The organism is Pseudomonas frederiksbergensis, from assembly GCF_001952935.1.
Taxonomy (GTDB): Bacteria; Pseudomonadota; Gammaproteobacteria; order Pseudomonadales; family Pseudomonadaceae; genus Aquipseudomonas; species Aquipseudomonas frederiksbergensis.
The window spans coordinates 173,173-194,740 of sequence record NZ_CP018319.1 but is presented as its reverse complement, the minus strand read 5'-3'; the positions used below and the strand labels follow the sequence as shown (position 1 = coordinate 194,740).

General features: G+C 57.9%; 23 protein-coding genes. 12 read left to right on the top strand and 11 right to left on the bottom strand.

What is annotated here, in order from left to right; all coding sequences use genetic code 11:
- The first annotated feature begins 40 nt into the window (after positions 1 to 40).
- Entirely contained in the window at positions 41 to 631 is a 591-nt protein-coding gene (locus PFAS1_RS01025) for an NUDIX domain-containing protein (protein ID WP_076027895.1), read from the top strand.
- Between the two features lie 38 nt (positions 632 to 669).
- On the opposite strand, the gene PFAS1_RS01020 is transcribed toward PFAS1_RS01025, so the two are convergent.
- Entirely contained in the window at positions 670 to 1,185 is a 516-nt protein-coding gene (locus PFAS1_RS01020; RefSeq protein WP_076027894.1) for a methylated-DNA--[protein]-cysteine S-methyltransferase, read from the bottom strand.
- A gap of 150 nt (positions 1,186 to 1,335) precedes the next feature.
- Here PFAS1_RS01020 and ggt point away from each other — a divergent pair, with 150 nt between their 5' ends.
- From ggt to PFAS1_RS01000, 3 genes are all read left to right on the top strand, one after another.
- Complete coding sequence (ggt, locus tag PFAS1_RS01015; RefSeq protein WP_076027893.1) at positions 1,336 to 3,063, top strand: gamma-glutamyltransferase; 1,728 nt, start codon at positions 1,336 to 1,338, stop codon at positions 3,061 to 3,063.
- Positions 3,064 to 3,136: 73 nt separating this feature from the next.
- Positions 3,137 to 3,670 (top strand): cysteine hydrolase family protein, encoded by a 534-nt coding sequence (locus PFAS1_RS01010; protein WP_076027892.1) that lies wholly within the window; start codon positions 3,137 to 3,139, stop codon positions 3,668 to 3,670.
- A gap of 265 nt (positions 3,671 to 3,935) precedes the next feature.
- The gene (locus tag PFAS1_RS01000) at positions 3,936 to 4,631 is read left to right on the top strand and encodes a tRNA (adenine(22)-N(1))-methyltransferase (RefSeq protein WP_335720573.1); all 696 of its coding nucleotides are present in this window, start codon (positions 3,936 to 3,938) and stop codon (positions 4,629 to 4,631) included.
- 40 nt (positions 4,632 to 4,671) lie between these two features.
- Here the strand turns inward: PFAS1_RS01000 and PFAS1_RS00995 are convergent, their stop codons facing one another.
- Positions 4,672 to 5,412 (bottom strand): Mut7-C RNAse domain-containing protein, encoded by a 741-nt coding sequence (locus tag PFAS1_RS00995; RefSeq protein ID WP_076027889.1) that lies wholly within the window; start codon positions 5,410 to 5,412, stop codon positions 4,672 to 4,674.
- 63 nt (positions 5,413 to 5,475) lie between these two features.
- The gene (locus PFAS1_RS00990; protein WP_076027888.1) at positions 5,476 to 5,871 is read right to left on the bottom strand and encodes a hypothetical protein; all 396 of its coding nucleotides are present in this window, start codon (positions 5,869 to 5,871) and stop codon (positions 5,476 to 5,478) included.
- 377 nt (positions 5,872 to 6,248) lie between these two features.
- Here PFAS1_RS00990 and PFAS1_RS00985 point away from each other — a divergent pair, with 377 nt between their 5' ends.
- Together PFAS1_RS00985 and PFAS1_RS00980 are read left to right on the top strand one after the other, a co-directional pair.
- On the top strand, positions 6,249 to 6,980 hold the full coding sequence (locus PFAS1_RS00985; RefSeq protein ID WP_076031477.1) for a tetratricopeptide repeat protein: 732 nt from the start codon (positions 6,249 to 6,251) through the stop codon (positions 6,978 to 6,980).
- A 163-nt stretch (positions 6,981 to 7,143) separates the two neighbouring features.
- Entirely contained in the window at positions 7,144 to 8,070 is a 927-nt protein-coding gene (locus PFAS1_RS00980) for a transporter (protein ID WP_076027887.1), read from the top strand.
- 96 nt (positions 8,071 to 8,166) lie between these two features.
- On the opposite strand, the gene PFAS1_RS00975 is transcribed toward PFAS1_RS00980, so the two are convergent.
- Positions 8,167 to 8,865, bottom strand: a complete 699-nt coding sequence (locus PFAS1_RS00975; protein ID WP_076027886.1) for an ion channel — start codon at positions 8,863 to 8,865, stop codon at positions 8,167 to 8,169.
- Between the two features lie 402 nt (positions 8,866 to 9,267).
- On the opposite strand from PFAS1_RS00975, the gene PFAS1_RS00970 reads away from it, so the two are divergent.
- On the top strand, positions 9,268 to 9,774 hold the full coding sequence (locus PFAS1_RS00970) for a GrpB family protein (RefSeq protein ID WP_076027885.1): 507 nt from the start codon (positions 9,268 to 9,270) through the stop codon (positions 9,772 to 9,774).
- Positions 9,775 to 10,268: 494 nt separating this feature from the next.
- Here the strand turns inward: PFAS1_RS00970 and PFAS1_RS00965 are convergent, their stop codons facing one another.
- Both PFAS1_RS00965 and PFAS1_RS00960 read right to left on the bottom strand, forming a co-directional pair.
- Complete coding sequence (locus tag PFAS1_RS00965; protein ID WP_076027884.1) at positions 10,269 to 10,736, bottom strand: nuclear transport factor 2 family protein; 468 nt, start codon at positions 10,734 to 10,736, stop codon at positions 10,269 to 10,271.
- Positions 10,737 to 10,787: 51 nt separating this feature from the next.
- Positions 10,788 to 11,183, bottom strand: coding sequence for a nuclear transport factor 2 family protein (locus PFAS1_RS00960; protein ID WP_076027883.1), 396 nt, complete (start codon positions 11,181 to 11,183; stop codon positions 10,788 to 10,790).
- Positions 11,184 to 11,687: 504 nt separating this feature from the next.
- Here PFAS1_RS00960 and PFAS1_RS00955 point away from each other — a divergent pair.
- The 5 genes from PFAS1_RS00955 (at position 11,688) to PFAS1_RS00935 (ending at position 16,938) form a co-directional block, all read left to right on the top strand.
- A complete protein-coding gene (locus PFAS1_RS00955; protein WP_076031476.1) occupies positions 11,688 to 12,608 on the top strand; it encodes a LysR family transcriptional regulator in 921 nt (306 codons plus the stop codon).
- 251 nt (positions 12,609 to 12,859) lie between these two features.
- Positions 12,860 to 13,993, top strand: coding sequence for an aminotransferase class V-fold PLP-dependent enzyme (locus PFAS1_RS00950; protein WP_076027882.1), 1,134 nt, complete (start codon positions 12,860 to 12,862; stop codon positions 13,991 to 13,993).
- Between the two features lie 604 nt (positions 13,994 to 14,597).
- On the top strand, positions 14,598 to 15,746 hold the full coding sequence (gene yiaY, locus PFAS1_RS00945) for an L-threonine dehydrogenase (RefSeq protein ID WP_076027881.1): 1,149 nt from the start codon (positions 14,598 to 14,600) through the stop codon (positions 15,744 to 15,746).
- Between the two features lie 169 nt (positions 15,747 to 15,915).
- Complete coding sequence (locus tag PFAS1_RS00940; RefSeq protein WP_076027880.1) at positions 15,916 to 16,245, top strand: DHCW motif cupin fold protein; 330 nt, start codon at positions 15,916 to 15,918, stop codon at positions 16,243 to 16,245.
- Between the two features lie 96 nt (positions 16,246 to 16,341).
- Complete coding sequence (locus tag PFAS1_RS00935; protein WP_076027879.1) at positions 16,342 to 16,938, top strand: eCIS core domain-containing protein; 597 nt, start codon at positions 16,342 to 16,344, stop codon at positions 16,936 to 16,938.
- A gap of 24 nt (positions 16,939 to 16,962) precedes the next feature.
- Here PFAS1_RS00935 and PFAS1_RS00930 read toward each other — a convergent pair whose 3' ends face one another.
- The 5 genes from PFAS1_RS00930 to PFAS1_RS00910 all read right to left on the bottom strand — a co-directional run bounded on the left by PFAS1_RS00930 (position 16,963) and on the right by PFAS1_RS00910 (position 21,563).
- Complete coding sequence (locus PFAS1_RS00930) at positions 16,963 to 17,634, bottom strand: class I SAM-dependent methyltransferase (protein ID WP_076027878.1); 672 nt, start codon at positions 17,632 to 17,634, stop codon at positions 16,963 to 16,965.
- 64 nt (positions 17,635 to 17,698) lie between these two features.
- Complete coding sequence (locus PFAS1_RS00925; RefSeq protein ID WP_074878101.1) at positions 17,699 to 18,295, bottom strand: cytochrome c3 family protein; 597 nt, start codon at positions 18,293 to 18,295, stop codon at positions 17,699 to 17,701.
- Positions 18,296 to 18,304: 9 nt separating this feature from the next.
- The gene (locus PFAS1_RS00920; RefSeq protein ID WP_074878098.1) at positions 18,305 to 18,790 is read right to left on the bottom strand and encodes a nitrate reductase cytochrome c-type subunit; all 486 of its coding nucleotides are present in this window, start codon (positions 18,788 to 18,790) and stop codon (positions 18,305 to 18,307) included.
- Between the two features lie 11 nt (positions 18,791 to 18,801).
- Positions 18,802 to 21,306 (bottom strand): nitrate reductase catalytic subunit NapA, encoded by a 2,505-nt coding sequence (napA, locus tag PFAS1_RS00915; RefSeq protein WP_076027877.1) that lies wholly within the window; start codon positions 21,304 to 21,306, stop codon positions 18,802 to 18,804.
- Positions 21,303 to 21,563 (bottom strand): chaperone NapD, encoded by a 261-nt coding sequence (locus tag PFAS1_RS00910; RefSeq protein ID WP_033059994.1) that lies wholly within the window; start codon positions 21,561 to 21,563, stop codon positions 21,303 to 21,305. The genes napA and PFAS1_RS00910 overlap by 4 nt, the downstream gene beginning before the upstream one ends.
- Between the last annotated feature and the right edge of the window lie 5 nt (positions 21,564 to 21,568).

The following is a 21,568-nucleotide window of genomic DNA, read 5'->3' as shown; positions in this document are numbered from 1 at the left end:
TAAGATGTGCGCCTTCTGACGAAAAAAGGGATGCATTGTCATGTCGAACACAGCCGAGCGGGTCAACCTCATCGAGTCTCAGGTGTTGTCCCACGACTGGTATCTGCTCAAGAAAATTACCTTCGATTACCAACGCAACAACGGTGAATGGCAACGCCAGACCCGCGAAGTCTACGACCGCGGCAATGGCGCGGCGATCCTGCTGTTCAACCGTGAAAAGAAAACCGTGGTGCTGACCCGGCAATTCCGCTTGCCGGTGTTCGTCAACGGCCACGATGGGTTGCTGATCGAAGTGGCGGCGGGGCTGCTCGAAGGTGCGGCGCCTGAAGAGCGCATCCGCGAAGAAGCCGAGGAAGAAACCGGTTATCGCGTGCACCATGTGCACAAGGTGTTCGAGGCCTACATGAGCCCCGGCTCGGTGACTGAAAAACTGCACTTCTTCATCGCCGAGTACGACGCTGCTTCCAAGGTCAGCGAGGGCGGCGGGCTGGAGGAGGAAACCGAGGAACTGGAAGTGCTGGAATGGAAATTCGACGACGCACTTGATGCGTTTTATCGCGGGGAAATCTGCGATGCGAAGACCATCATGCTGTTGCAGTATGCGGCGATGAAAAACATCTTCACGATTTAAGCTGTGTCCCTCTCGCCACAAATGCGGGGCCTGTCACGTCAGAACAAATCGCCTGTCCTGCCGGCCCCAGACCATTGGCAACCTTCCAGCGTCAGCAGCTGCTCCTTCGCCTCAAGCCCTCCGGCAAACCCCGTCAACTTTCCCGAAGCGCCAATCACCCGATGACACGGCGCAACAATCGAAATCGGGTTCTTGCCATTCGCGGCGCCCACTGCCCGAACCGCACTGGGATTGCCGATCTGCCGGGCTATCTCGCTATAGCTGCGGGTTTCGCCAAACGGAATGGTGAGCAGCGCTGCCCAGACCTTCTTCTGAAATTCCGTCCCGGCAAAATCCAGTTCCAGGTCGAAACGATTGCGCGTGCCTGCAAAGTATTCCCGCAGCTGCTGAGCTGTGCGCATCAGGATCGGATTATCCGGCGCCTCGCGCATCGGTCCAAGCCGCACCCGGTCGGGTTTGTCGTTTTCCCAGAGGATGGCTGCCAGTCGTGAGCCGTTCGCGACCAGCTTCAACTCGCCCACCGGTGTGGCGAGGGTGATGAAGGTGTAACTCATGCCGGTGGACTCCGTAAAAGTGCTGAACCGAGGCCAAGCATACTGCCTCGACGGGGAGGCGCAATACGCAATCCCAGCCATACTTGCCTCTGCTCTTGAAGCGTTCCCTCTGTTTTTGTACAGAGCCTAAAAACAAAAAGAGACCGACTCATGAAGTTCGAACCTTTTGCCAAATCGCTGATTGCGACCTCATTGGTGCTCAGCTGCCTCAGTGCTTACGCGGCTTCCGTGGCGCCGGTCGCGGCCGAAAACGGCATGGTCGTCACCGCCCAGCATCTGGCCAGTCATGTGGGCGTCGATGTGCTCAAGAACGGCGGTAACGCCGTCGACGCCGCGGTAGCGGTCGGCTATGCGCTGGCGGTGGTTTATCCCGCGGCGGGTAACCTGGGCGGCGGTGGTTTCATGACCATTCAGTTGGCGGACGGGCGCAAGACCTTCCTCGACTTCCGCGAAAAAGCACCGCTGGCCGCCACCGCCGACATGTACCTCGACAAGGAGGGCAACGTTGTCCCCGAGCTGAGCACCCGTGGCCATCTGGCCGTTGGCGTGCCGGGCACCGTGTCGGGCATGGAACTGGCGCTGCAGAAATACGGCACCAAACCGCGCAAGGAAGTGATCGCCCCGGCCATCAAGCTCGCCGAAGACGGTTTTGTGCTGGAGCAGGGCGATGTCGAGTTGCTGGAATACGCCACTGACGTGTTCAAGAAGGACATCAAGGATTCCGGTGCGATTTTCCTGAGCAACGGCGAGCCGATGCAAGTCGGTCAGAAACTGGTGCAAAAAGACCTCGGCAAAACCCTGCGGGAAATCTCCGAGAAGGGCGCCGACGGCTTCTATAAAGGCTGGGTGGCCGATGCCATCGTCACCTCCAGCCAGGCCAACAAAGGCATCATCACTCAGGCCGACCTCGACAAATACAAGACCCGCGAACTGGCCCCGATCGAATGCGATTACCGCGGCTACCATGTGGTCTCGGCACCGCCGCCCAGCTCTGGCGGTGTGGTGATTTGCCAGATCATGAACATTCTCGAAGGCTATCCGATGAAAGACCTGGGCTATCACTCGGCCCAGAGCATGCACTACCAGATCGAAGCGATGCGTCACGCCTATGTGGACCGCAACAGCTACCTGGGCGACCCGGACTTTGTGAAAAATCCGATCGCCCATCTGCTGGATAAAAACTACGCAACCAAAATCCGCGAAGCCATCAATCCGCAAAAGGCCGGTGTGTCCCGCGAGCTCAAACCCGGCGTAGCGCCACACGAAGGCAGCAACACCACCCATTACTCCATCGTCGATAAATGGGGCAATGCGGTCTCGGTGACTTACACCTTGAACGACTGGTTCGGCGCCGGCGTCATGGCCAGCAAAACCGGGGTGATCCTCAACGACGAAATGGACGATTTCACCTCGAAAATCGGTGTGCCGAACATGTACGGTCTGGTGCAAGGGGAGGCCAATGCCATCGCCCCCGGCAAGGCACCGCTGTCGTCCATGAGCCCGACCATCGTCACCAAGGACGGCAAAGTGGTGATGGTCGTCGGCACACCCGGCGGCAGTCGCATCATCACTGCAACCTTGCTGACTATGCTCAACGTGATCGACTACGGCATGAACATCCAGGAGGCGGTGGATGCACCGCGTTTCCACCAGCAGTGGTTACCGGAAGAGACCAACCTTGAGACCTTCACCACCAGCCCTGATACGGTGAAGATGCTCGAAAGCTGGGGACACAAGTTTGCCGGGCCGCAGGACGCCAACCATGTGGCGGCGATTCTGGTCGGCGCACCGTCGCTGGAAGGCAAGCCGGTGGGCAAAAACCGCTTCTATGGGGCGAACGATCCACGTCGTAACACCGGGTTGTCGCTCGGTTATTGAGGGGTGTTTTTCAAAGGGGGGACGGATCTATTGTTCGTCCCCTGATCCACTGATTCTTTTCAAGGACGGGACCATGGCTACCGCACTGCTGATCATCGATGTCCAGCGCGCCCTGTGCACTGGCGAGTACGAATGTTTTGAGATCAAGCGTGTTATCGAGAACATCAACGACCTCAGTGCCAAGGCTCGCGAAGCAGGCATCCCGGTCATCCTCATCCAGCACGAAGAAAGGGGCGACCCACTGCAATACGGTTCCGAAGGCTGGCAACTGGCCGAAAGCCTGAAGACTTCGCCGCAAGACATTCGCGTGCGAAAAACCAATCGAGACTCGTTCTACCGGACCCACTTGCAAGCGCAATTGCAGGATATGGACGCCGACCGCCTGATCGTCTGCGGACTGCAAACCGACTATTGCGTCAACGCCACTGTCCGCCAGGCCCTGAACCTGGGCTATGACGTAGTGCTCGCCGCCGATGCGCATTCCACCGTCGACAACGGCAACCTCGCCGCCGAAGACATCATCACCGAGCACAACGCAGACCTGGCGCACTTGACGGGGCCCGTGGCGCGGATCGACGTTATGCCGACCAGCGAAATCCGGATCTGAAAACGGGTGAGGGGCTTGCTCCTATTGACGTTTGCACGGCCCCGAAAATACCGATCAACTCAGTCAAAAAAGCACTGAGCAAATCCCGCTGACGCGCCGAATGCATGACCGCAGCATGAAAGCCGCCCTCATGGCGCAACAACTCAGAATTCGGGTCGAACCATGGCTCTGGTCGCATAAATTTGAAATGCACGGCGTTGCTCGACAGAATCGCGTCCCGATCCGGCCAAAGGTGCCAGACATTCGTGGTGAAAAGGAACTGCAGTTGAACGAACAGACATTGTCCCAGCGCCTGGAGCGCGTGGCGGCGCATGTACCAGCAGACGCACGCCTGGCCGATATCGGCTCGGATCACGGCTACCTGCCGGTGGCGTTGATGCGCCGTGGCGCCATTGCGGCGGCGGTGGCCGGGGAGGTGGCGTTGACGCCGTTCCATTCGGCCGAACGCACCGTGCGCGAGAGCGGTCTGGACCAGCGGATCACCGTGCGCCTGGCCAATGGTCTGGCAGCGATCGAACCGGGTGACGGGATCACTGCGATCACCATCTGCGGCATGGGCGGCGAGACGATCCGTGACATTCTCGACAGCGGCAAGGCGCGCCTGAGCGGCCAGGAGCGCCTGATCCTGCAACCCAACGGCGGCGAGCAGCCACTGCGCCAGTGGCTGATGGAAAATGGCTACCGCATCCTCTGCGAGGAACTGCTGCGGGAAAATCGTTTCGACTACGAAATCATTGTCGCCGAGCGCGCCGGGCCGGTGATGTACACCGCCGAGGAGCTTTACTTCGGCCCGCTGCAAATGCAGGCACGCAGCCCGGCGTTCCTGATCAAGTGGCAGCGCATCCTGCGCGAAAAGCAGAAGACCCTGACCCATTTCGCCCGTGCGCGGCAGGCCTTGCCCGAGGAGAAAGTGCAAGACATCGCCCGGCAGGCCCGGTGGATCACCGAGTTGCTGGCTTGAGGCCGGTCCAGGGTTTGTACGAAAAAGTCGATGCGCTCGGCTATCGGTTCAGCAGAGGCGCCAGCAGCGCACACATGCCGCGCCAGTGCGAACCCTCCCAGTAAATCCGTTGGCAGGCGTCGCAGCGCAAGAAGTGCGAATAGAGGGCGCCAACCCGTGGCGGCACCTGCAGCCGGGCCAGTTCCGGGCTGATCTCGTGCAGCGGCAGGTTGCAATGAAGGCACAGGCTGAATGGCCGCGCGCTACGCGCCAGGTCGAGGCGTTCGTACATTTCGCGCAGCTGCAGCGACGGTTTCAGGGCATGCACGTAACAGCCGTGGCTGATGATCCGCCGCTTGAGCAATTCGCGGTCACGGGTCAGCACGATGCGTCCTTGCTGCGCAGCGATCTCGGCGATCTCGCCATCCTCGAAGCCATTGTCGTAGAGGGTGTCGAAACCGCTCATGCGCAGCAGGTGGGCCAGCCCGCCAAGGTGCGCATCAGCAACGAAGCGCAGCACCCGTAAAGGTTGCGCACGAACCTTGAGCAACGGGCTGATGTCCAGCGCTTCGAACTTGGGATACACCGCCAGCCGGTCACCGTCGAAGATCGTCCGCTCCAGGCCCACCGACTCGCCGTTGAGCAGCACTAACTCAACCTCCGTGTGCGGTATCCCGAGCGCCTCGATCATGTGCTTGACCGTCGCCCCTCGCGCGCACTCGCAGGTGAATGACTGCCGGCGCCGTTCGGCCGGCAGGAAATCGTTGAGCTCCTCGTAGAAGCGGAAGGTTGCACGAGTCATGTTGAACAGTATGGCAGGGCTGCGGGATGAGCGAGTCTGGTTCGCACATCTGCTCTGGCAGGCCTAGCGACGATAGTAGCGGCGATCATCCTCGTAGCGGTGCCGCATGGCCCGATCCTGGTGGCGCTCCCAATCACGACGATCAGCTTCTCGACGGGCTTGCTCTCGACGCCACTTATCTCTACGCCAGTCGTCTCGGCGCCAATTGTCCCGGCGATCGTGCCAACGGCCGTCATGCCAGTATCGATCGTCATGGGCAAGCAACGGCCCCAGCGGCTTGCCGGCCATACTGGCCAAGGTCGGCCAAGGGTTGCCGGCGGCTTGGACCGGAGCCTGAACGGCGGTGACTTCAGTTGCGACAACAGGGGTTGGGGTCTTCATCTGGGTTGCGCAGGCCGAGCCCACTGCCGCGAACGCTAACAGGCCGAAGAGCACCATCCGTGGGTCATGGAATTTCATGAGAGAAGGCAACCTCTGATTGACAATCGGACGTATGGCCATCTGGCTGCGGGAAGCTGGGGGTTCGCGCTTACCGAGTGGATGTGCCTATCCACATAGACAGATTAATAGAGAAAAGTTCTAGGGAGCCGCTGCTTAAATAGCCAAGGCCTCAGTGTTGCGTTCAGTCGCGCATTCAAACGCCAGTTCGGTACATCCCCCGGCAACTGGCGCAGACAATCCGCATGAGAAAACCCGGTACCGATATGCCCGTTGTAGCGGGAACTTCAGGGTACTGGCCAGGTCAACAGGGGCCCTGTATCGGCGATGCCGAGCAGCGCTGGTGGCCTGCTTTACGGCAGTGTCTTCCTGTATCAGCCGAGTCCGCCCCCCCCCTGATGCCAACCAAGAATTTTCTGCCGGGTCTCATCCTGGCGTTCTGCGCTGTCGCGTCGCTTTGTTCGGTTGCTGCCGAGCGAAGACCGCTCTCGCAAAGTAACAGCGCATCAACCACGCTAATCGAAACCGCCTCGCGGCAATATGAAAATGGCCAGTTGGACCAAGCCGCTGCCACGCTGGAGCGTGCCCTGCATATCCAGCCGAACAATCCCGCGACGCTGCATTACCTTGGTGTGTTGCGTCTTCAGCAGGGGCAATACCAGCAGGCAGAAACGTTGGCGGCGCGCTCGAACATGCGGGTTGGTCGCAACGTCGAGTTACGCAATCGCAACTTCCAATTGATCCAGGCGGCGCAGCAGGCCAAGGCTTCAAGTACCTCACCCAACGCCAAAGAGGACCAGGTCGCAGTACAGGAGGGGCTCAAAGAGGAGGCCAAAAAGCGCCGCGCCGCAGAAATGGCCGCTGCTGAACAACCCAACGCTGGCAACTTCGCTAACGCACAGGCAGAGAAGGTATCGGACTCGCCGACGGCAGGCAGGCTACGGCCCGAAGGAGAATTGCCAGCGGCTTTCGTCGAGCCAGAGGTTGAGATTCCCCGCGGCCATTGGCCGCCTCCGGGTAAATGCCGAATCTGGTTTCCTGATCGCCCGCCCGGGCATCAGCCCAAACCCGGCAAATGCAAGAAGCTGCGAGATCGGGTTCCGTCAGGAGCCTACCTGGTGCGCGGTTGAGTTTCTGCGTGTCCTTTTGGCCGGTTAAGTCAAAGGCTCGGAGCGTGCTGTAGATAGCCAAGTGCGACTACGCAGTGCGGGTGGCATCTGTCTATGCCAAACAAATGCAGATGCGCTACAACTCATAGAACTCCGGGGGCCTCACAGAAGCGAGCGAAAGTGGATGAAACACAATCTCTGTGTCATCAGGCTGGTTCGGTTCGCATCCGCTTCGGTCATCATGCTCGCCACCGGCGCAGTGGCAGAAGATCTCGAACCCAGGTCCTACGCTAATACACCGGTCGGTATCAATTTCCTGCTCATAGGCTACAGCGATCTCCATGGCAATGTGACGGCCAACCCCTCGATCCCGCTCGAAGATGCCAAGCTCAACATCAAGACGGTCGTGGTTGCCTTTGCCAGATCCCTGGACGTCTGGGGCCGCTCGGGGAAGTTCGATATCGTCGTGCCCGAGGCAAAATTGACCGGCTCAGCCCTGCTTGCCGGTGAACCCAGGGAACGTAATGTCTCTGGGCTGATCGATCCAAGATTTCGCTTCTCGGTCAACTTGTATGGCGCCCCGGCGATGTCCCTGGCCGAGTTCCCCAGCTACCAACAGGATGTGATTATCGGCGCCAGCCTGGCGATCACGGCGCCACTGGGCCAATACGACGACAGCAGGCTGATCAATCTCGGCAATAATCGCTGGTCATTCAAGCCTGAACTCGGGGTTTCCAAACGTGTGGGGCCAGTGACCCTGGAATTATCCGGCGCAGGAACCTTTTTCACCGACAATGACGAGTTACTCGGCGACCACGTGCTTTCCCAGGATCCGATTTACCAGATGCAGGGGCATCTTATCTACGCCTTCAGCTATGGTGTCTGGGGTTCGCTGGATGCGACCTACTTCGCTGGCGGCAGCAGCTCAGTGGATGGGGTCAGTAATCGTGATTTTCAGGAAAGCACCCGCTACGGCTGCACCCTTTCGCTGCCGTTGAACCGCAACCATTCGATAAAACTGAATGCGAGCTATGGTGGCCATTCCCGCACTGGCAGCGAATACGATGCTGTCGGCATGGTCTGGCAGTATCGTTTCGGTGCAGGACTTTGAAAGATAGGATTTACGCTGCGTCCCATTCACGCGTTGGTGGGACATTTGTCCGACCCTGCTTGCTTACCCCCGGAGGTGGCTCAGGCAAATCGACAGTTACCTGACCTGATTCGACGGATAAAGACCCGCAAGCCGCGCGATCACAACACCTACGTAAAAGACGCCGGAAAATTCTTCGACCATCACAAGTGAGCGGGCGTGGTTGGTCAGCGGGATAACATCACCGTAGCCGGTGGTGGTGAGCGTCGTGAGGCTGAAATAGATCAGTTTGAAGAAAGTCCCGGGCTGTCCGAAGTCGAGTTGGCCAGGGCCGAATGAGCCTGCGGCGGATATCTCCACCAGGGCAAAGATGAAGGACCAAACGAAGGCCAGCATGATGTAACCCGCCAGCGCGCCATGCAGTTTGTCAGCTGTAATTGGCCCGCGCATGAGGATATAGCGAAGCACTCCGCTAAACGAAACCGCAAGAGACGCCACATAGGAAATCCCGGCAAGCTTAAGAATCGCGATACTCCCAGCCCCCAAGGCCGCCCATTGAAGGCCAACCCCAAGCAGCGCCAGACACAGCTTGAGGATGAACCCCCGCCGAGTCTGCCTGGTGGCGAAAGCGCCCACGAGCAGCACCGTTGAAAACAGAATGCCGAGCGACAAGCGAGGCATTAAACCCTCCTCAAGGAAGGGAAACAGAAGGATCAATCCTAGTAAGAGCAGCAATAGATAGGTGCAGGGCCCTCGTCCTATCACCATCTGAGCTAAATCCGCGTCGGACTCGGCTTTATCTTGCGGATTTGTCATACCGGTTTCCCTGAGGACGAAGTCACCCTCGATACCTGACGTTGCACGGTTGAATCTGATCTTGTTTCAGGATAGTTGGCAGTGAAACTCTAGACGCGAATACTTGTAAGAGGATTCAAACTGACAGGCAGCGATGGCTCGTATAGCGACCATCACTTGTTGTGACTGGTCGTTGTGGCAGATTTCATTGAAAAAAGTCGGTCTTTCCAGACAGCCCGCAAACTGACCGCTGAAAACGCCTCCTTGCGCGCAGCTAAGCGAAATCAGAGCCCGAAATCCTCTGCTCAAAGTAAATATTTCAATCTCAAGCGCCTATTTTCTGCGGTGGGCCCCATGGCCGACTTCAAATTTTTTGAACCACGGTTAATCTTCTCTCCTTCGACTATGACGCAAGGACAGCTGATGACCCTCACCAGTAAAATCTCGCCCTATGATCCTCAATGGCCGCTACTTTTTACTACCGAAAAACGACGAATAGCGGAGGGCTTTGGAGCTGAGCTGATCGAAACTCATCATGTCGGTAGTACCGCTGTTCCTGGGCTTTGCGCCAAACCAGAAATCGACATTTTGGTTGTGGTGTCGGAGCACGTAAATGAAGCGGCTCGTGGCGAGTTCATGCATACATTGGGCTATGTACGGGGAACAGATCTTTCGACCGACCATCACTTTTACCGTCGCGATGTCGATGGGGTGAGAACTCATAAAATACACGTGTGCGTCGCTGGTCATGGACAGATTGCGCGAATGCTGCGCTTCCGAGACCTTTTGAGAGAAAGCGCCAGCATCCGGCAGCAGTATCAGGATTTGAAGCTACGGCTCGAAGCCAACAACCGGGGAGGCATTGCCGAATATCTCGCGCACAAGGCACCCTACATTGATGCTTTGATGGATACGTATCCAGAGGAATAAGTACGCGCTCATAGTGAGGGAGGCCGGGATCAGGTCGATGCCGGTGAGGGGCATGTATCGAGTCATTTGAAGATCTCTGTTTGAATGGCTCAAGGCCGTCACTCAGTCGTCGCCAAAAGATTGGATGGCGCCATTTTGGTTAGGGGGGCCGAGGGTTGTGTAGGAATTTTATAGTGTTCCCAGGACCGTTACGCCCCTTCCTCGGGCGACTGCTTACGGCCAAGAGCGGCCATTCCGCCTATCTAATAAACTAGGGGCGATTCAATGTATGGCAAAACTGCCGAGCGGATACAAGGCAGTCGAAGTCACTCCTGTTCAGCTCGCTCGAACTAAGTCGTTCGCGATATATGCGCCTGCAGCCGTTACCAGCGTACGGAGTCGTAGCATGACTGCCAGGCGACCTGACCTGCTTCGTCAAGGAGCTGTCCGGTTAAAAGTTGACCGCTGCATTTCTCGATAATAAGAAAATCACAAGCCCCGATCGCCTCGGCAACCTAGCTTTTATATCCCGGCGGAACCGAGAAAATCTCAGCTTCAGGCGAAGCTAGGTCGGCAACACCATTCGTGTTAAGGGCCTGCGCGGCGGCCACCGTATTTAGGGACTCGCGAAGCAGCTTGATTTTGCCGTTCTCGGCGACAAGTCGTCCCGCGAACAGGTGATGGATCAGCCGCCCAGTGGCCGCCGCGCGCGCGTCTGTCAAATACTCGGCATACACCTGATCCTTCGTATCAATCAGCACAGTGACGTTTTCGGGTTTGAAGCCGAAGCCGGGGTAAAGGGTGCTGCCGACAAAATCGTAAAATTTCGCGATGGCTTCCCGCCCCTGGTGACGGCTCGGGATACCGAGCGAATGCAGGAAGGGAAGTTCCAGCACTCCGTCTTCAGCGAACAGCTCGGCACATTTTTTACCATCGGGAGTTGCGGCAAGTAGATCTAACAATAGGGTCTTTGCATCGGTCATGGCCAATGTCCTCAATAACTTGACGAGCGCATGTAGGGCGGCGCTATTGGATCAGTTCGGGAAGCTATCGCCGAACATCGGGAGCCCGCTCTTTGATTCGTCGCGCGTGGCTTCGTCCTGAATTACGTCCCAATGCTCAGCGAGCTGGCCGTTTTCGATCCGCACTATGTCGACCACAATCCAGTTTACTGGCGCGCCGAATCCTGAAAAACGGCCATGAAGCACTACATAATCGCCCGACGCCACAGCCAGTGCATTTTCGTAGCGAAACTCAGCGGGCGCTGCCTTAACGAGGTCAAAAAGGCCCTCGCGACCTGGTGCGATGTAGGAACTGTGCTGAATATAGTCGGGTGACCAGAAGCGTTCTGCCGCGGAATAGTCGCGTTTGTTGAACAGTGTCTCAAACGCTTCCAGTACGAAATGCTTATTCTGCTCTTCGTGGTTCATTGCCTGTCCTTCTCTATGATTTCAATGGATGTAAAAAATAAACAATCAAATAGTTTTTGCGTTCTTGAGCCGAGCGCTCAGTGCGACCCGACTAAAAAGTGGTATGTCCCTTATCGCGCTACTATCTCAGGGCTACTCTGCTCGTAAGCGCGTTGGGATAATCTCCCTTTAGCATCTCATCCAACGGAACGTGTACGTCGCGCAGCAACTTGGGCTCGTGCCCCCTTTTGGGGTAGGGCGCCCCTTAACCAAGTGACGCCCGCCACGCTCGGCGTCACGGCCCCCAGAGTGAGCTCTTCCCCGGCATTGCCTTTGCTAAACCCAAAAGGATCGCCAGGGAAGCTGGCTATGGGTTTGGGCCGCCCAGATGTAGCGGGTTTGTAACTTCCCACATTGCTTGACCTCGTTTGAGATTTCTAGGCTAAGGCAACATGCGCAGTCCTTAAATAGATATAATCAGAAAACTATTTTGTCGAAAAGACAATGATGGAAAGGGTCGTACTGATGGACAAATTGCGCGCACTCAAATACTTCATCAAGGTTGCTGATACCCTAAGCTTCACCGAGGCGGGCAGAGCTTTCGATGTGCCAGCCTCCTCAATATCCCGGCGAATCGCGGAGCTTGAAAATTCTGTCGGGGCGGTGCTCCTCCATCGCACGACCCGAAGCGTCAGCCTCACCGAAATGGGAGAAACGTATCTGGCACAGGTTCGTTCAGGGATGGCACAGCTGGCTGCCGCCGAAGAGCTTTTGAAAGATCAAGCAAGCCGGCCCAGCGGTACGCTACGCATCAGTTGTACGCCAAGCTACGGGCGGATGAAGCTGCTGCCTGTGCTTCAGGATTTCAGCGACATTTATCCAGACGTCCTCCTTGACGTGGATTTAAGTGACGAGCTACAGGATCTCGGTGGCGATAAATACGACATTGCTCTCCGAGCCGGTTCTGAACCAGAGAATCGGGTGGTAGCGCGTCGACTCGACCCGAATATCTTCATCCTCGCTGCCTCTACAACCTACTTGGCAACTCGTGGCACGCCAAGGACGGTAGAAGACTTAAAAGGCCACTCGGCACTCATGTATCGTGGCTCAAAGAGTGTCCTCAAATGGCTTGGTTTTGATGGCAAGAACTGGATAACCCCTCGGATTGTTCCAACATTCATTAGCAATGACGTAGCCTCTTTGACTGCCATGGCATGCAAGCACCGTGGGATGGTGCTGTTGCCTGAGTGGAGCTTGCGCGAATACCTGCAGCGGGGGGAATTGGTCACTGTAGACCTTAGTCAGCCGGTTGGGATCTCGCGGACCGAGGTCGGGATCTACATGCTTTACCTGCAATCCCGCTATCTGATCCCGAAAATCCGACTAGCAGTGGAGTTTATCTACCAGCGCTTGGCCCAACGAAACGATGATGGCAGCCTTAAGTGAGTGGGCAGCTAAGGGTCGGCTGCTGCCCTTCGTAACTGGTCGTTATCGACGGAACGTAAGGAAGTAGGAGCCTTTAAGGCCCACCCTCCCATAACTCAGCAGCCATCTGCGAGCATTGCTACGTCCAGTAATCGACCTGATGATGCCGGCCGCTCGACAGAAGTCGCCATTCAATCCCGAGCAATCTTGTCATTTGCCAAGGCTTAGGGCAGGGTCGATACCAATGAGATCTCTGTCAAAGGAGTCACCCCATGTCAAAGCTATATCCCAGTGTCGATCCCGAGGGGCTGGTCGAGTACTCAGTGGTTTACACCGACCGCTCGCTCAATCACATGTCACAGTCATTTCAAGACGTGATGAAGAACATTTCCAAAACCCTGAAACAGGTCTACAACGCCCAGGCTGTTGCGGTCGTGCCGGGCAGCGGCACATTCGGCATGGAAGCGGTGGCGCGACAGTTTGCCTCCGACCAGCAATGCCTGGTGATACGCAACGGCTGGTTCAGTTATCGCTGGAGCCAGATCCTTGAGATGGGCAACATTCCGGCGGCCACCACGGTGCTGAAAGCCCGACCGGTCGACACGGGTCGCCAGGCTGCCTACGCCCCACCCCCTCTGGACGAAGTGCTGGCAGCCATTCAGGCGCAAAAGCCGCAGATTGTCTTCGCCCCCCACGTTGAAACCTCATCAGGGATTCTCCTGCCCGACGAGTATCTGCGGGCCGTCGGCGACGCCGTGCATGCGGTGGGTGGCCTGTTCGTGCTGGACTGCATCGCCTCAGGCACGCTTTGGGTCGATATGCAGAAATGCGCAGTCGACCTGCTGATCAGCGCACCGCAGAAAGGCTGGAGCGCTTCCCCTTGCTGCGCCCTGGTGATGCTCAGTTCTCTGGCCCTCGAGCGCATCGAACAGACGCAAAGCAGCAGTTTCGCCTGCGACCTGAAAAAATGGCTGCAGATCATGCAGGCCTACGAACAGGGCGGACATGCCTACCATGCGACCATGCCCAGCGATTCCATCGCGCGATTTAATGACGTGATGAAAGAGACGCAAGCCTACGGTTTCGACAAGGTTCGCGGCGAACAACAGGCTCTGGGCGATCGGGTGCGGGCAATGTTGACCGGCAAAGGCATCAAAAGCGTGGCCGCAGCCGGCTTTCAGGCCCCTGGCGTAGTGGTGAGCTACACCGATGATGCCGACATCAAGAACGGTAAGAAATTTGCCAACCACGGCCTACAGATCGCCGCCGGAGTGCCGTTGCAATGCGATGAGCCGGCCGACTTCCAGACCTTCCGCATCGGTCTGTTCGGACTCGAAAAGCTGCACAACATCGAGCGCACGGTCAGCACCCTCGAGCAGGCACTGGACGAGGTGATGGTTGACTAAGCCCTCATCTTGCCCGACGAATAAGACGCTGGTCGCCCGGACGTCATGTTAGATCCATAAGAGAAAGCCCGTGCAAGCGTCTTACTGACACGTGCGCTCTTCAGCGCTATCAGAAAAGGTTTCCAACAAAGTCTTTCGCGGGGCGGATGATTGGCGGCTGTATGACTTGGATCGATCCAAAGCTGACGATGGGGGCAGGCAGAATTGGCCCACAGCAGACGGTCACGACTGCCCGCATTTGGCCGATTTCTGCCTGTCGATTGATCCATATGCGTGCGAACCAATTATCTACCCAGTCTCGTAAAGCCAAGAGCCGGGCTTGTAGGGGCGCATGACCTCCCGGTACTAAAGGAGGTGCCAATGAACGCTAAAGGACCATTCCAGTCTGGCGTCACAGGTTTAGGCTCGATCCCATGATCAAAAGATACCGGCTGCGATGGCCCATCCACCTCTGCGTCTTAAAACACTGTTCGCCTGAACACTTGATGCAGCACGTCTCCCGCTGAACTCGTCAATGACGATATTCAGACCCGCCTCACAGCCTGCGATTTGAGTACAAGACCTCACCTGATTTCCGGGTTTCCAGAATAAAAGAGGAATTACCATGAGCAGCACCTTCTTCATTCCATCCGTGAACATGATGGGCATTGGCAGTCTCGACGAAGCGATGCTCGCCATCCGTAAATATGGTTTTCGCAAAGCCTTGATTGTCACTGATGCAGGCTTGGCCAAAGCCGGCGTGGCCGCCAAGGTAGCCAGCCTTCTGGCCCAGCAGGACATCGATTCCACTCTGTTTGATGGCGCCAAGCCGAATCCGACGGTCAGCAATGTCGAGAAAGGTCTTGAGCTGCTGGGTCGCAGCGACTGTGATTTCATTATTTCCCTGGGCGGCGGTTCACCCCATGACTGCGCCAAGGGCATTGCCCTGTGCGCCACCAACGGCGGGCACATCAGTGATTACGAAGGCGTGGATCAATCCGCCAAGCCACAGATGCCGTTGATCGCGATCAATACCACCGCGGGCACGGCGAGTGAAATGACCCGTTTCTGCATCATTACCGACGAAGTCCGGCACGTGAAAATGGCCATCGTCGACCGTAACGTCACGCCACTGTTGTCGGTCAACGATCCTTCGCTGATGGCAGGCATGCCCAAAGGCCTGACCGCTGCCACCGGCATGGACGCGCTGACCCACGCTGTCGAAGCCTACGTATCGACTGCGGCAACGCCGATCACCGATGCCTGTGCACTCAAGGCCGTGGAGTTGATCTCGGCCAACCTGCGCACTGCCGTTGCCCAGGGTGACGACATGACTGCCCGGGAAAATATGGCCTACGCGCAATTTCTTGCCGGCATGGCCTTCAACAATGCTTCGCTGGGTTATGTCCACGCCATGGCGCACCAATTGGGTGGTTTCTACGACCTGCCTCACGGCGTCTGTAATGCGATCCTGTTGCCCCATGTCGCCAGCTTCAACGCCAGCGTATGCCCGGCCCGGTTTAAAGACATCGCCCATGCAATGGGGGTCGACACCCAGCATCTGAATGCGGAAAAAGGCGCCGCCGCGGCCATCACCGCCATCCGAAAACTGTCTTCGGATGTCGGTATCCCGAGCGGCCTCGCCGAACTGGGCGCCAAGGCCGACGATGTCCCGATCCTGGCAACCAATGCCATGAAGGATGCCTGCGGCTTTACCAATCCGCGTCCTGCCAATCAGGACGAGATCGAGCAGATTTTTCATACCGCGATGTAATCGTCTCCCGCCAGATCAAAAGCCCCGCCTTCGGTTGAAGCGCGGGGCTTTTTTTGGATTGTTCGCGGGTGTTCGAGCCTGTATCTCATAAACGCGGGGCATCTGTGTCTATCAAACGTAGAACTGGATGGGTACGGTCCACAGACATTCCTTGATTGATGAGGCAACGATGGATCTAACGGGTGTTTTCTTTGGTACGACCGATTGGTCGACCGTCGAACCTGTACAGCATGCTGGACAGACCGGTACCGCCTATTGGCGAACCTGCCAGTTTGGTTCAACCCGTGTGCGGATGGTTGAGTACAGCCCCGGATATCTGGCCGATCACTGGTGCTGGAGAGGTCATATCCTGTTGTGCCTGGAAGGCGAGTTGCACACGGAGCTGGAGGATGGTCGTCAGTTCACGCTCACCGCCGGGATGAGCTATCAGGTAGGTAGCAACGCTGAGGGGCATCGATCTTTCAGCACCACCGGTGCCAAGTTGTTCGTCGTGGATTAACGCTGGGGCGCCTGGTTCGGGGCTACGCTAAAGCCATGCGAATCGTCGATCAATCGGGACCCACTGTTCGCGCTGCGTCCGTCCTTGGAGCGACCAATGCCGTCCATCATCACGCGCCTGGTGGCGCTGTTTGTTCTTTGCCTGACGCTTGAAGTACCAGCCCAGACCAGCGCCTGCCCGGCTGGCGAGACACAAGTGTGCCTGGACGGCTGCATCTGCCTGCCAGACGTGGGACCGCTGCTTGGTCCCCTGTCTGATGACATCCACCAGATCGCGGCACCGGCCCTAGCGATGTGGCTGACCCAAGCCCGCGCTGACGCCGCCAGCGCCGGCATCCAGCCCATTCCTCCGCACATCCGCGAGCGACTGCTGCGCTGGTACGACCCCAGCGTCCTCGACACTGCGCGCTACAAAGTGAGCGACAACGGCCAATTCAACGCCGCCACGGCCATGCTGCAAAACCCCGATGTCGGTGCCGTGACGCTGATCGACATCGTCCTTTTCCGGGACGCTCAAACCGCAGAGCAGGACATTGCGCTCTGGGCGCACGAACTAAAGCATGTGCAGCAATATCAGGAATGGGGGGTAGAAGGATTTGCCCAGCGGTATACACAGGATTTCAATGCTGTGGAGGCGCCGGCTTATGCCATACAGGCTGAGGTCAGGCGGTGGGTGCGGGAAGGGAATTTCTGACGAGCCCGAATTGATCGATTGCACTTACCTCCGCGGTTCGGCCACCAGCAGCAATGACTGCGGCGCAGGACTTTGCGGGTGCTGCGGCTCTTGCAGGGCGGCCAGCCGAAATCCGGCCATGTCCAGCGCGTTGAACCAACTGGACAAGGTGCGCAAGTACCACGGCATGGGTTGCCATTGGCCCTTGACCCCGGCAAAGTTCTCTTCCCGCCAGCCATCCTGATAGTCGCCCGCCGCCGCGGTCCATGGATGCAGCGTCTGGATCACCAGCGCGCCGCCAGGGGCGAGCAGGGCGTTCATGGCGGCGAGCAGCGGGATGATGTCCTGGTGCAGCAGGGCGAAGTTGGCGCAGATCAGGTCGTAGTCGCGGCCAATGTCCACCTTCGCCTCCACCAATTCTTCATAGCTCGCCAGATGCACCGACGAAGAGCCCGCCGCCCGCGCCGCCTCGACCAGCGTCGCATCGCCATCGACACCGACCGCCTCGATGCCCCGTTCAGCCAGCGCGCGCAACAACCAGCCCTCGCCGCAGCCCAGGTCAAGCACACGCTCGGGCTGGCGGCTCAGCACCGCCAGCAGGATGGCCTGGTCAGTGACTTTGAGGCGGCTTTCGATGGCACCAGTGCGGATGGCGTCGATCCAGGATTGGGCGTTGTGGTGCCAGCTGTCGAGGAGGGTGGATTCGGGGGTTGGCATGTCGGTGACCAGCGTTGTGGGTTGGATAAAAGGCCAGGACAAGTGCGGGCTGATCGAAAAAAACCTACCAGCCTTTCACCCCGCTCATATCGGGCAGCTTGTGAGCGATGCCCTTGTGGCAGTCAATGCAGGTGGCCTCACCGTTAGCCAAAGAAGTTGAGTGCATGGAGGAAGCGCGCTTGCTCTGGCGGGTAAAATCCATGAACTCGAAATTGTGACAATTACGGCATTCGCGCGAGTCATTGGCCTTGAGCCTTGCCCATTCATGTTCGGCCAGTTCGCGACGCAGCATGAGAAATTTGTCACGCGTATCGATGGTGCCGAAAATCTTGCCCCACACCTCCTTCGAAGCCTGCATCTTGCGCGCGATCTTGTGGGTCCATTCGTGGGGCACGTGGCAGTCCGGGCAACTGGCGCGCACGCCGGAGCGGTTGGTGTAGTGAATGGTGTCCTTGAGTTCGACGAACACGTTGTCACGCATTTCATGACAGGAGATGCAGAATTTCTCGGTATTGCTCAGCTCCAGCGCGGTGTTGAAGCCACCCCAGAAAATGATCCCGGCGATAAAGCCCCCCAACGTCAGAAAGCCCAGGCTGTAGTAGAGGCTCGGACGACGCAGAATGCCCCAGTAATCCTTAAGCAGGGCGAACAGTTTTTTCATGTTGCCTCCTCAGGGTTTCTGCGTGGCGTTGGCTTCGTCTTGCAGTATTTTGTCGATCGTCTCGAAACTGTTGCCCACCAGGGGCAGCACTTCTGTTTGCGGCACGTGGCATTGGTTGCAGAAGTACCGGCGCGGTGACACCGCCGCCAGCGCCTGGCCGTCGCGGTCCATGTAGTGGGTGATGCTGATCATCGTTGCCTGGGTTCGCGCGCTGTTGGCCCGGCTGTGACAGGACAGGCACTTGTTGCCGTTCTTGTCGATCTGATAACCGAGGATGGTGTGGGGGATGGTGGGTGGCTGGTCCGGGTAATTGCGTTCGCGCTTCAGGTCCTTGTTTTCTTCATTGGCAATGGGCGGGGCCGGCATGCTTTGGGTCAAGGTGCCACCGGGCCGGCGTCCATCCGGCCCCGAGGCATCGAGGGGGTAATTGACTTCTGCAGCCATCACCACGCCAATCGCAGCGAGCAGGAGCAACGGCAGGGTTCGCAAAGGCATGACGGTTCTCCTCAGGCCACGCTGATCAACTCGATTCGTATCGCGCATTTTTTGTAGTCGGTCTGCTTGGAGATCGGATCGGTGGCATCGAGCGTGACTTTGTTGATCAGCTTGTTGGCATCGAAAAACGGCACGAACACCAGTCCTTGAGGCGGTTTGTTGCGCCCGCGGGTTTCTATGCGTGCACGGATTTCACCGCGTCGGCTGATCAACTTCACTTCACTGCCACGCCGCGCCTTCAAGGCCTTGGCATCTTCGGGGTGCATGTAGACCAATGCGTCCGGCACCGCTTTGTACAGTTCCTCGACGCGCTGGGTCATGGTGCCGGTGTGCCAGTGTTCGAGGACGCGTCCGGTGCTCAGCCAGAATGGATAATCGGCATCCGGGGCTTCGGCTGGCGGCTCGTAGGGGAGGGCGAAGATAATCGCCTTCTTGTCCGGGTAACCGTAGAACTGCACCTCGCTGCCTTTCTCCACATAGGGGTCGAGCCCTTCGCGGTAACGCCAGCGGGTTTCCTTGCCGTCCACCACCGGCCAGCGCAGGCCTCGTTCGCTGTGATAGCGGTCGAACGTGGCAAGGTCATGCCCGTGGCCGCGACCGAACTGGGCGTACTCCTCGAACAAACCTTTTTGCAGGTAGAAGCCAAACGCTTTGGCTTCATCATTTTTGTATCCGGCTTCCATTTGCTCGACCGGGAACTGGTCAACCTGGCCGTTCTTGTAAAGCACTTCAAACAGGGTTTTGCCCTTGAGATCAGGCGACTTGGCGAGTAACTCGGCGGGCCAGGTTTCATCGGTGGTGAAGCGCTTGGAAAACTCCAGCAACTGCCACAGGTCCGACTTGGCGTCCCCCGGTGCGGTCACCAATTGATGCCAGAACTGCGTACGCCGCTCGGCGTTGCCAAAGGCACCTTCCTTTTCTACCCACATGGCGCTGGGCAGGATCAGGTCGGCGGCTTGCGCGGAAACGGTGGGGTAGACATCCGAGACAATCACGAAATTATCCGGGTTGCGCCAGCCCGGCAGGACTTCCTGCATGATGTTCGGCCCGGCGTGCATGTTGTTGCTGGCCTGGGTCCAGTAAACGTTGAGCACGCCGTCCTTGAGCATGCGGCTCTGTTCCACCGCGTGAAACCCAGGTTTCTCCTGAATGGTACCGGCGGGCAGCTTCCAGATTTTTTCGGCGATGGCGCGGTGCTTGGGGTTGGTAACCACCAGATCGGCGGGCAAACGGTGGGAGAAAGTCCCGACTTCACGCGCCGTACCACAGGCCGACGGCTGGCCGGTCAACGAGAAGGGGCTGTTGCCCGGCTCGCTGATTTTGCCGGTGAGCAAATGGATGTTGTAGATCAGGTTGTTGGCCCAGACGCCGCGAGTGTGCTGGTTGAAACCCATGGTCCAGAACGACACGACCTTGCGCTTGGGATCGGCATACAACTCGGCCAGCGCCTTGAGCCTTTCAGTCGGAACGCCTGTCTCCTTGGCGGTTCGCTCCAGTGTGTAAGGTTTGACGAAGGCTGCGTATTGGTCGAAGGAAATATCCGTCCAGGTGTTGGCCTTGGCGGCATTTTTCGCCTTCATTTCCCGTGGATCATCAGGGCGCAGGCCGTACCCGATGTCGTCGGCACCTTGGGCAAATCGGGTGTGCTTGGTAATGAAGTCCTGGTTCACCGCGCCGTTTTCAATGATGTGGTTGGCGATGTAGTTCAGGATCATCAGGTCGGTTTGCGGCTTGAACACCATGGGGATGTCGCCCAGCTCGAAACTGCGATGTTCGAAGGTCGACAGCACGGCCACTTTCACGTGAGGCTGGCTCAAACGGCGGTCGGTGACCCGGCTCCAGAGCACCGGGTGCATCTCGGCCATGTTCGAGCCCCAGAGCACGAAGGCATCGGTGGCTTCGATGTCGTCGTAGCACCCCATCGGCTCATCCATGCCAAAGGTGCGCATAAAACCCATCACCGCCGAGGCCATGCAATGGCGAGCGTTGGGGTCGATGTTGTTGCTGCGAAAGCCAGCCTTCATCAGCTTGTTGGCGGCATAGCCTTCCCACACGGTCCATTGCCCGGAGCCGAACATGCCGACCGACCCGGGACCTTTGCTCTTCAAGGCTTCCTTGAATTTCAGCTCCATGATGTCGAAGGCCTTCTCCCAACTGATCGGCTGGAATTCGCCTTGCTTGTCGTACTGGCCGTTAGTCATGCGCAAAAGCGGTTGGGTCAGGCGATCGACGCCATACATGATCTTCGAAAGGAAATAGCCCTTTACGCAGTTCAGTCCGCGGTTGACCTCGGCCTTGACGTCGCCGTGGGTGGCGACCACCCGGTTGTCCTTGGTCGCGACCATCACGCTGCATCCGGTGCCGCAGAAACGGCAGGGGGCCTTGTTCCAGTCCAGGGTGACCATGTCTGCTTCTGTTACCAGATTACTGGCGTCGGTAATAATCGGCAGGCCAGCGGCAGCGGCTGCAATGGCGGCGGCCTGGGCCTTGACGAATGTTCGGCGCGACATGCTCATTCGATGTCTCCTTCGGGTTCGAGGAGTTCGTGATAGATCAACGCCGCGTTGAGTACGCCCGGCAAGTTGTTGATCTGTTCGATGCGTTGAAGGATCTGGCTTTCGTGTACGGCCTCAAGGACCACCACCAGTTTTCCTGCCGCACTTTCCTGATGCAGTTCCAGGCCGTCCAACAGACGCAGGTTGGCTTTGACGGCATCGAACAATTCAGGCCTGGCAAGTACTACAAGACTGGCAATATGCAAAGCTTCGTCCATGCGCT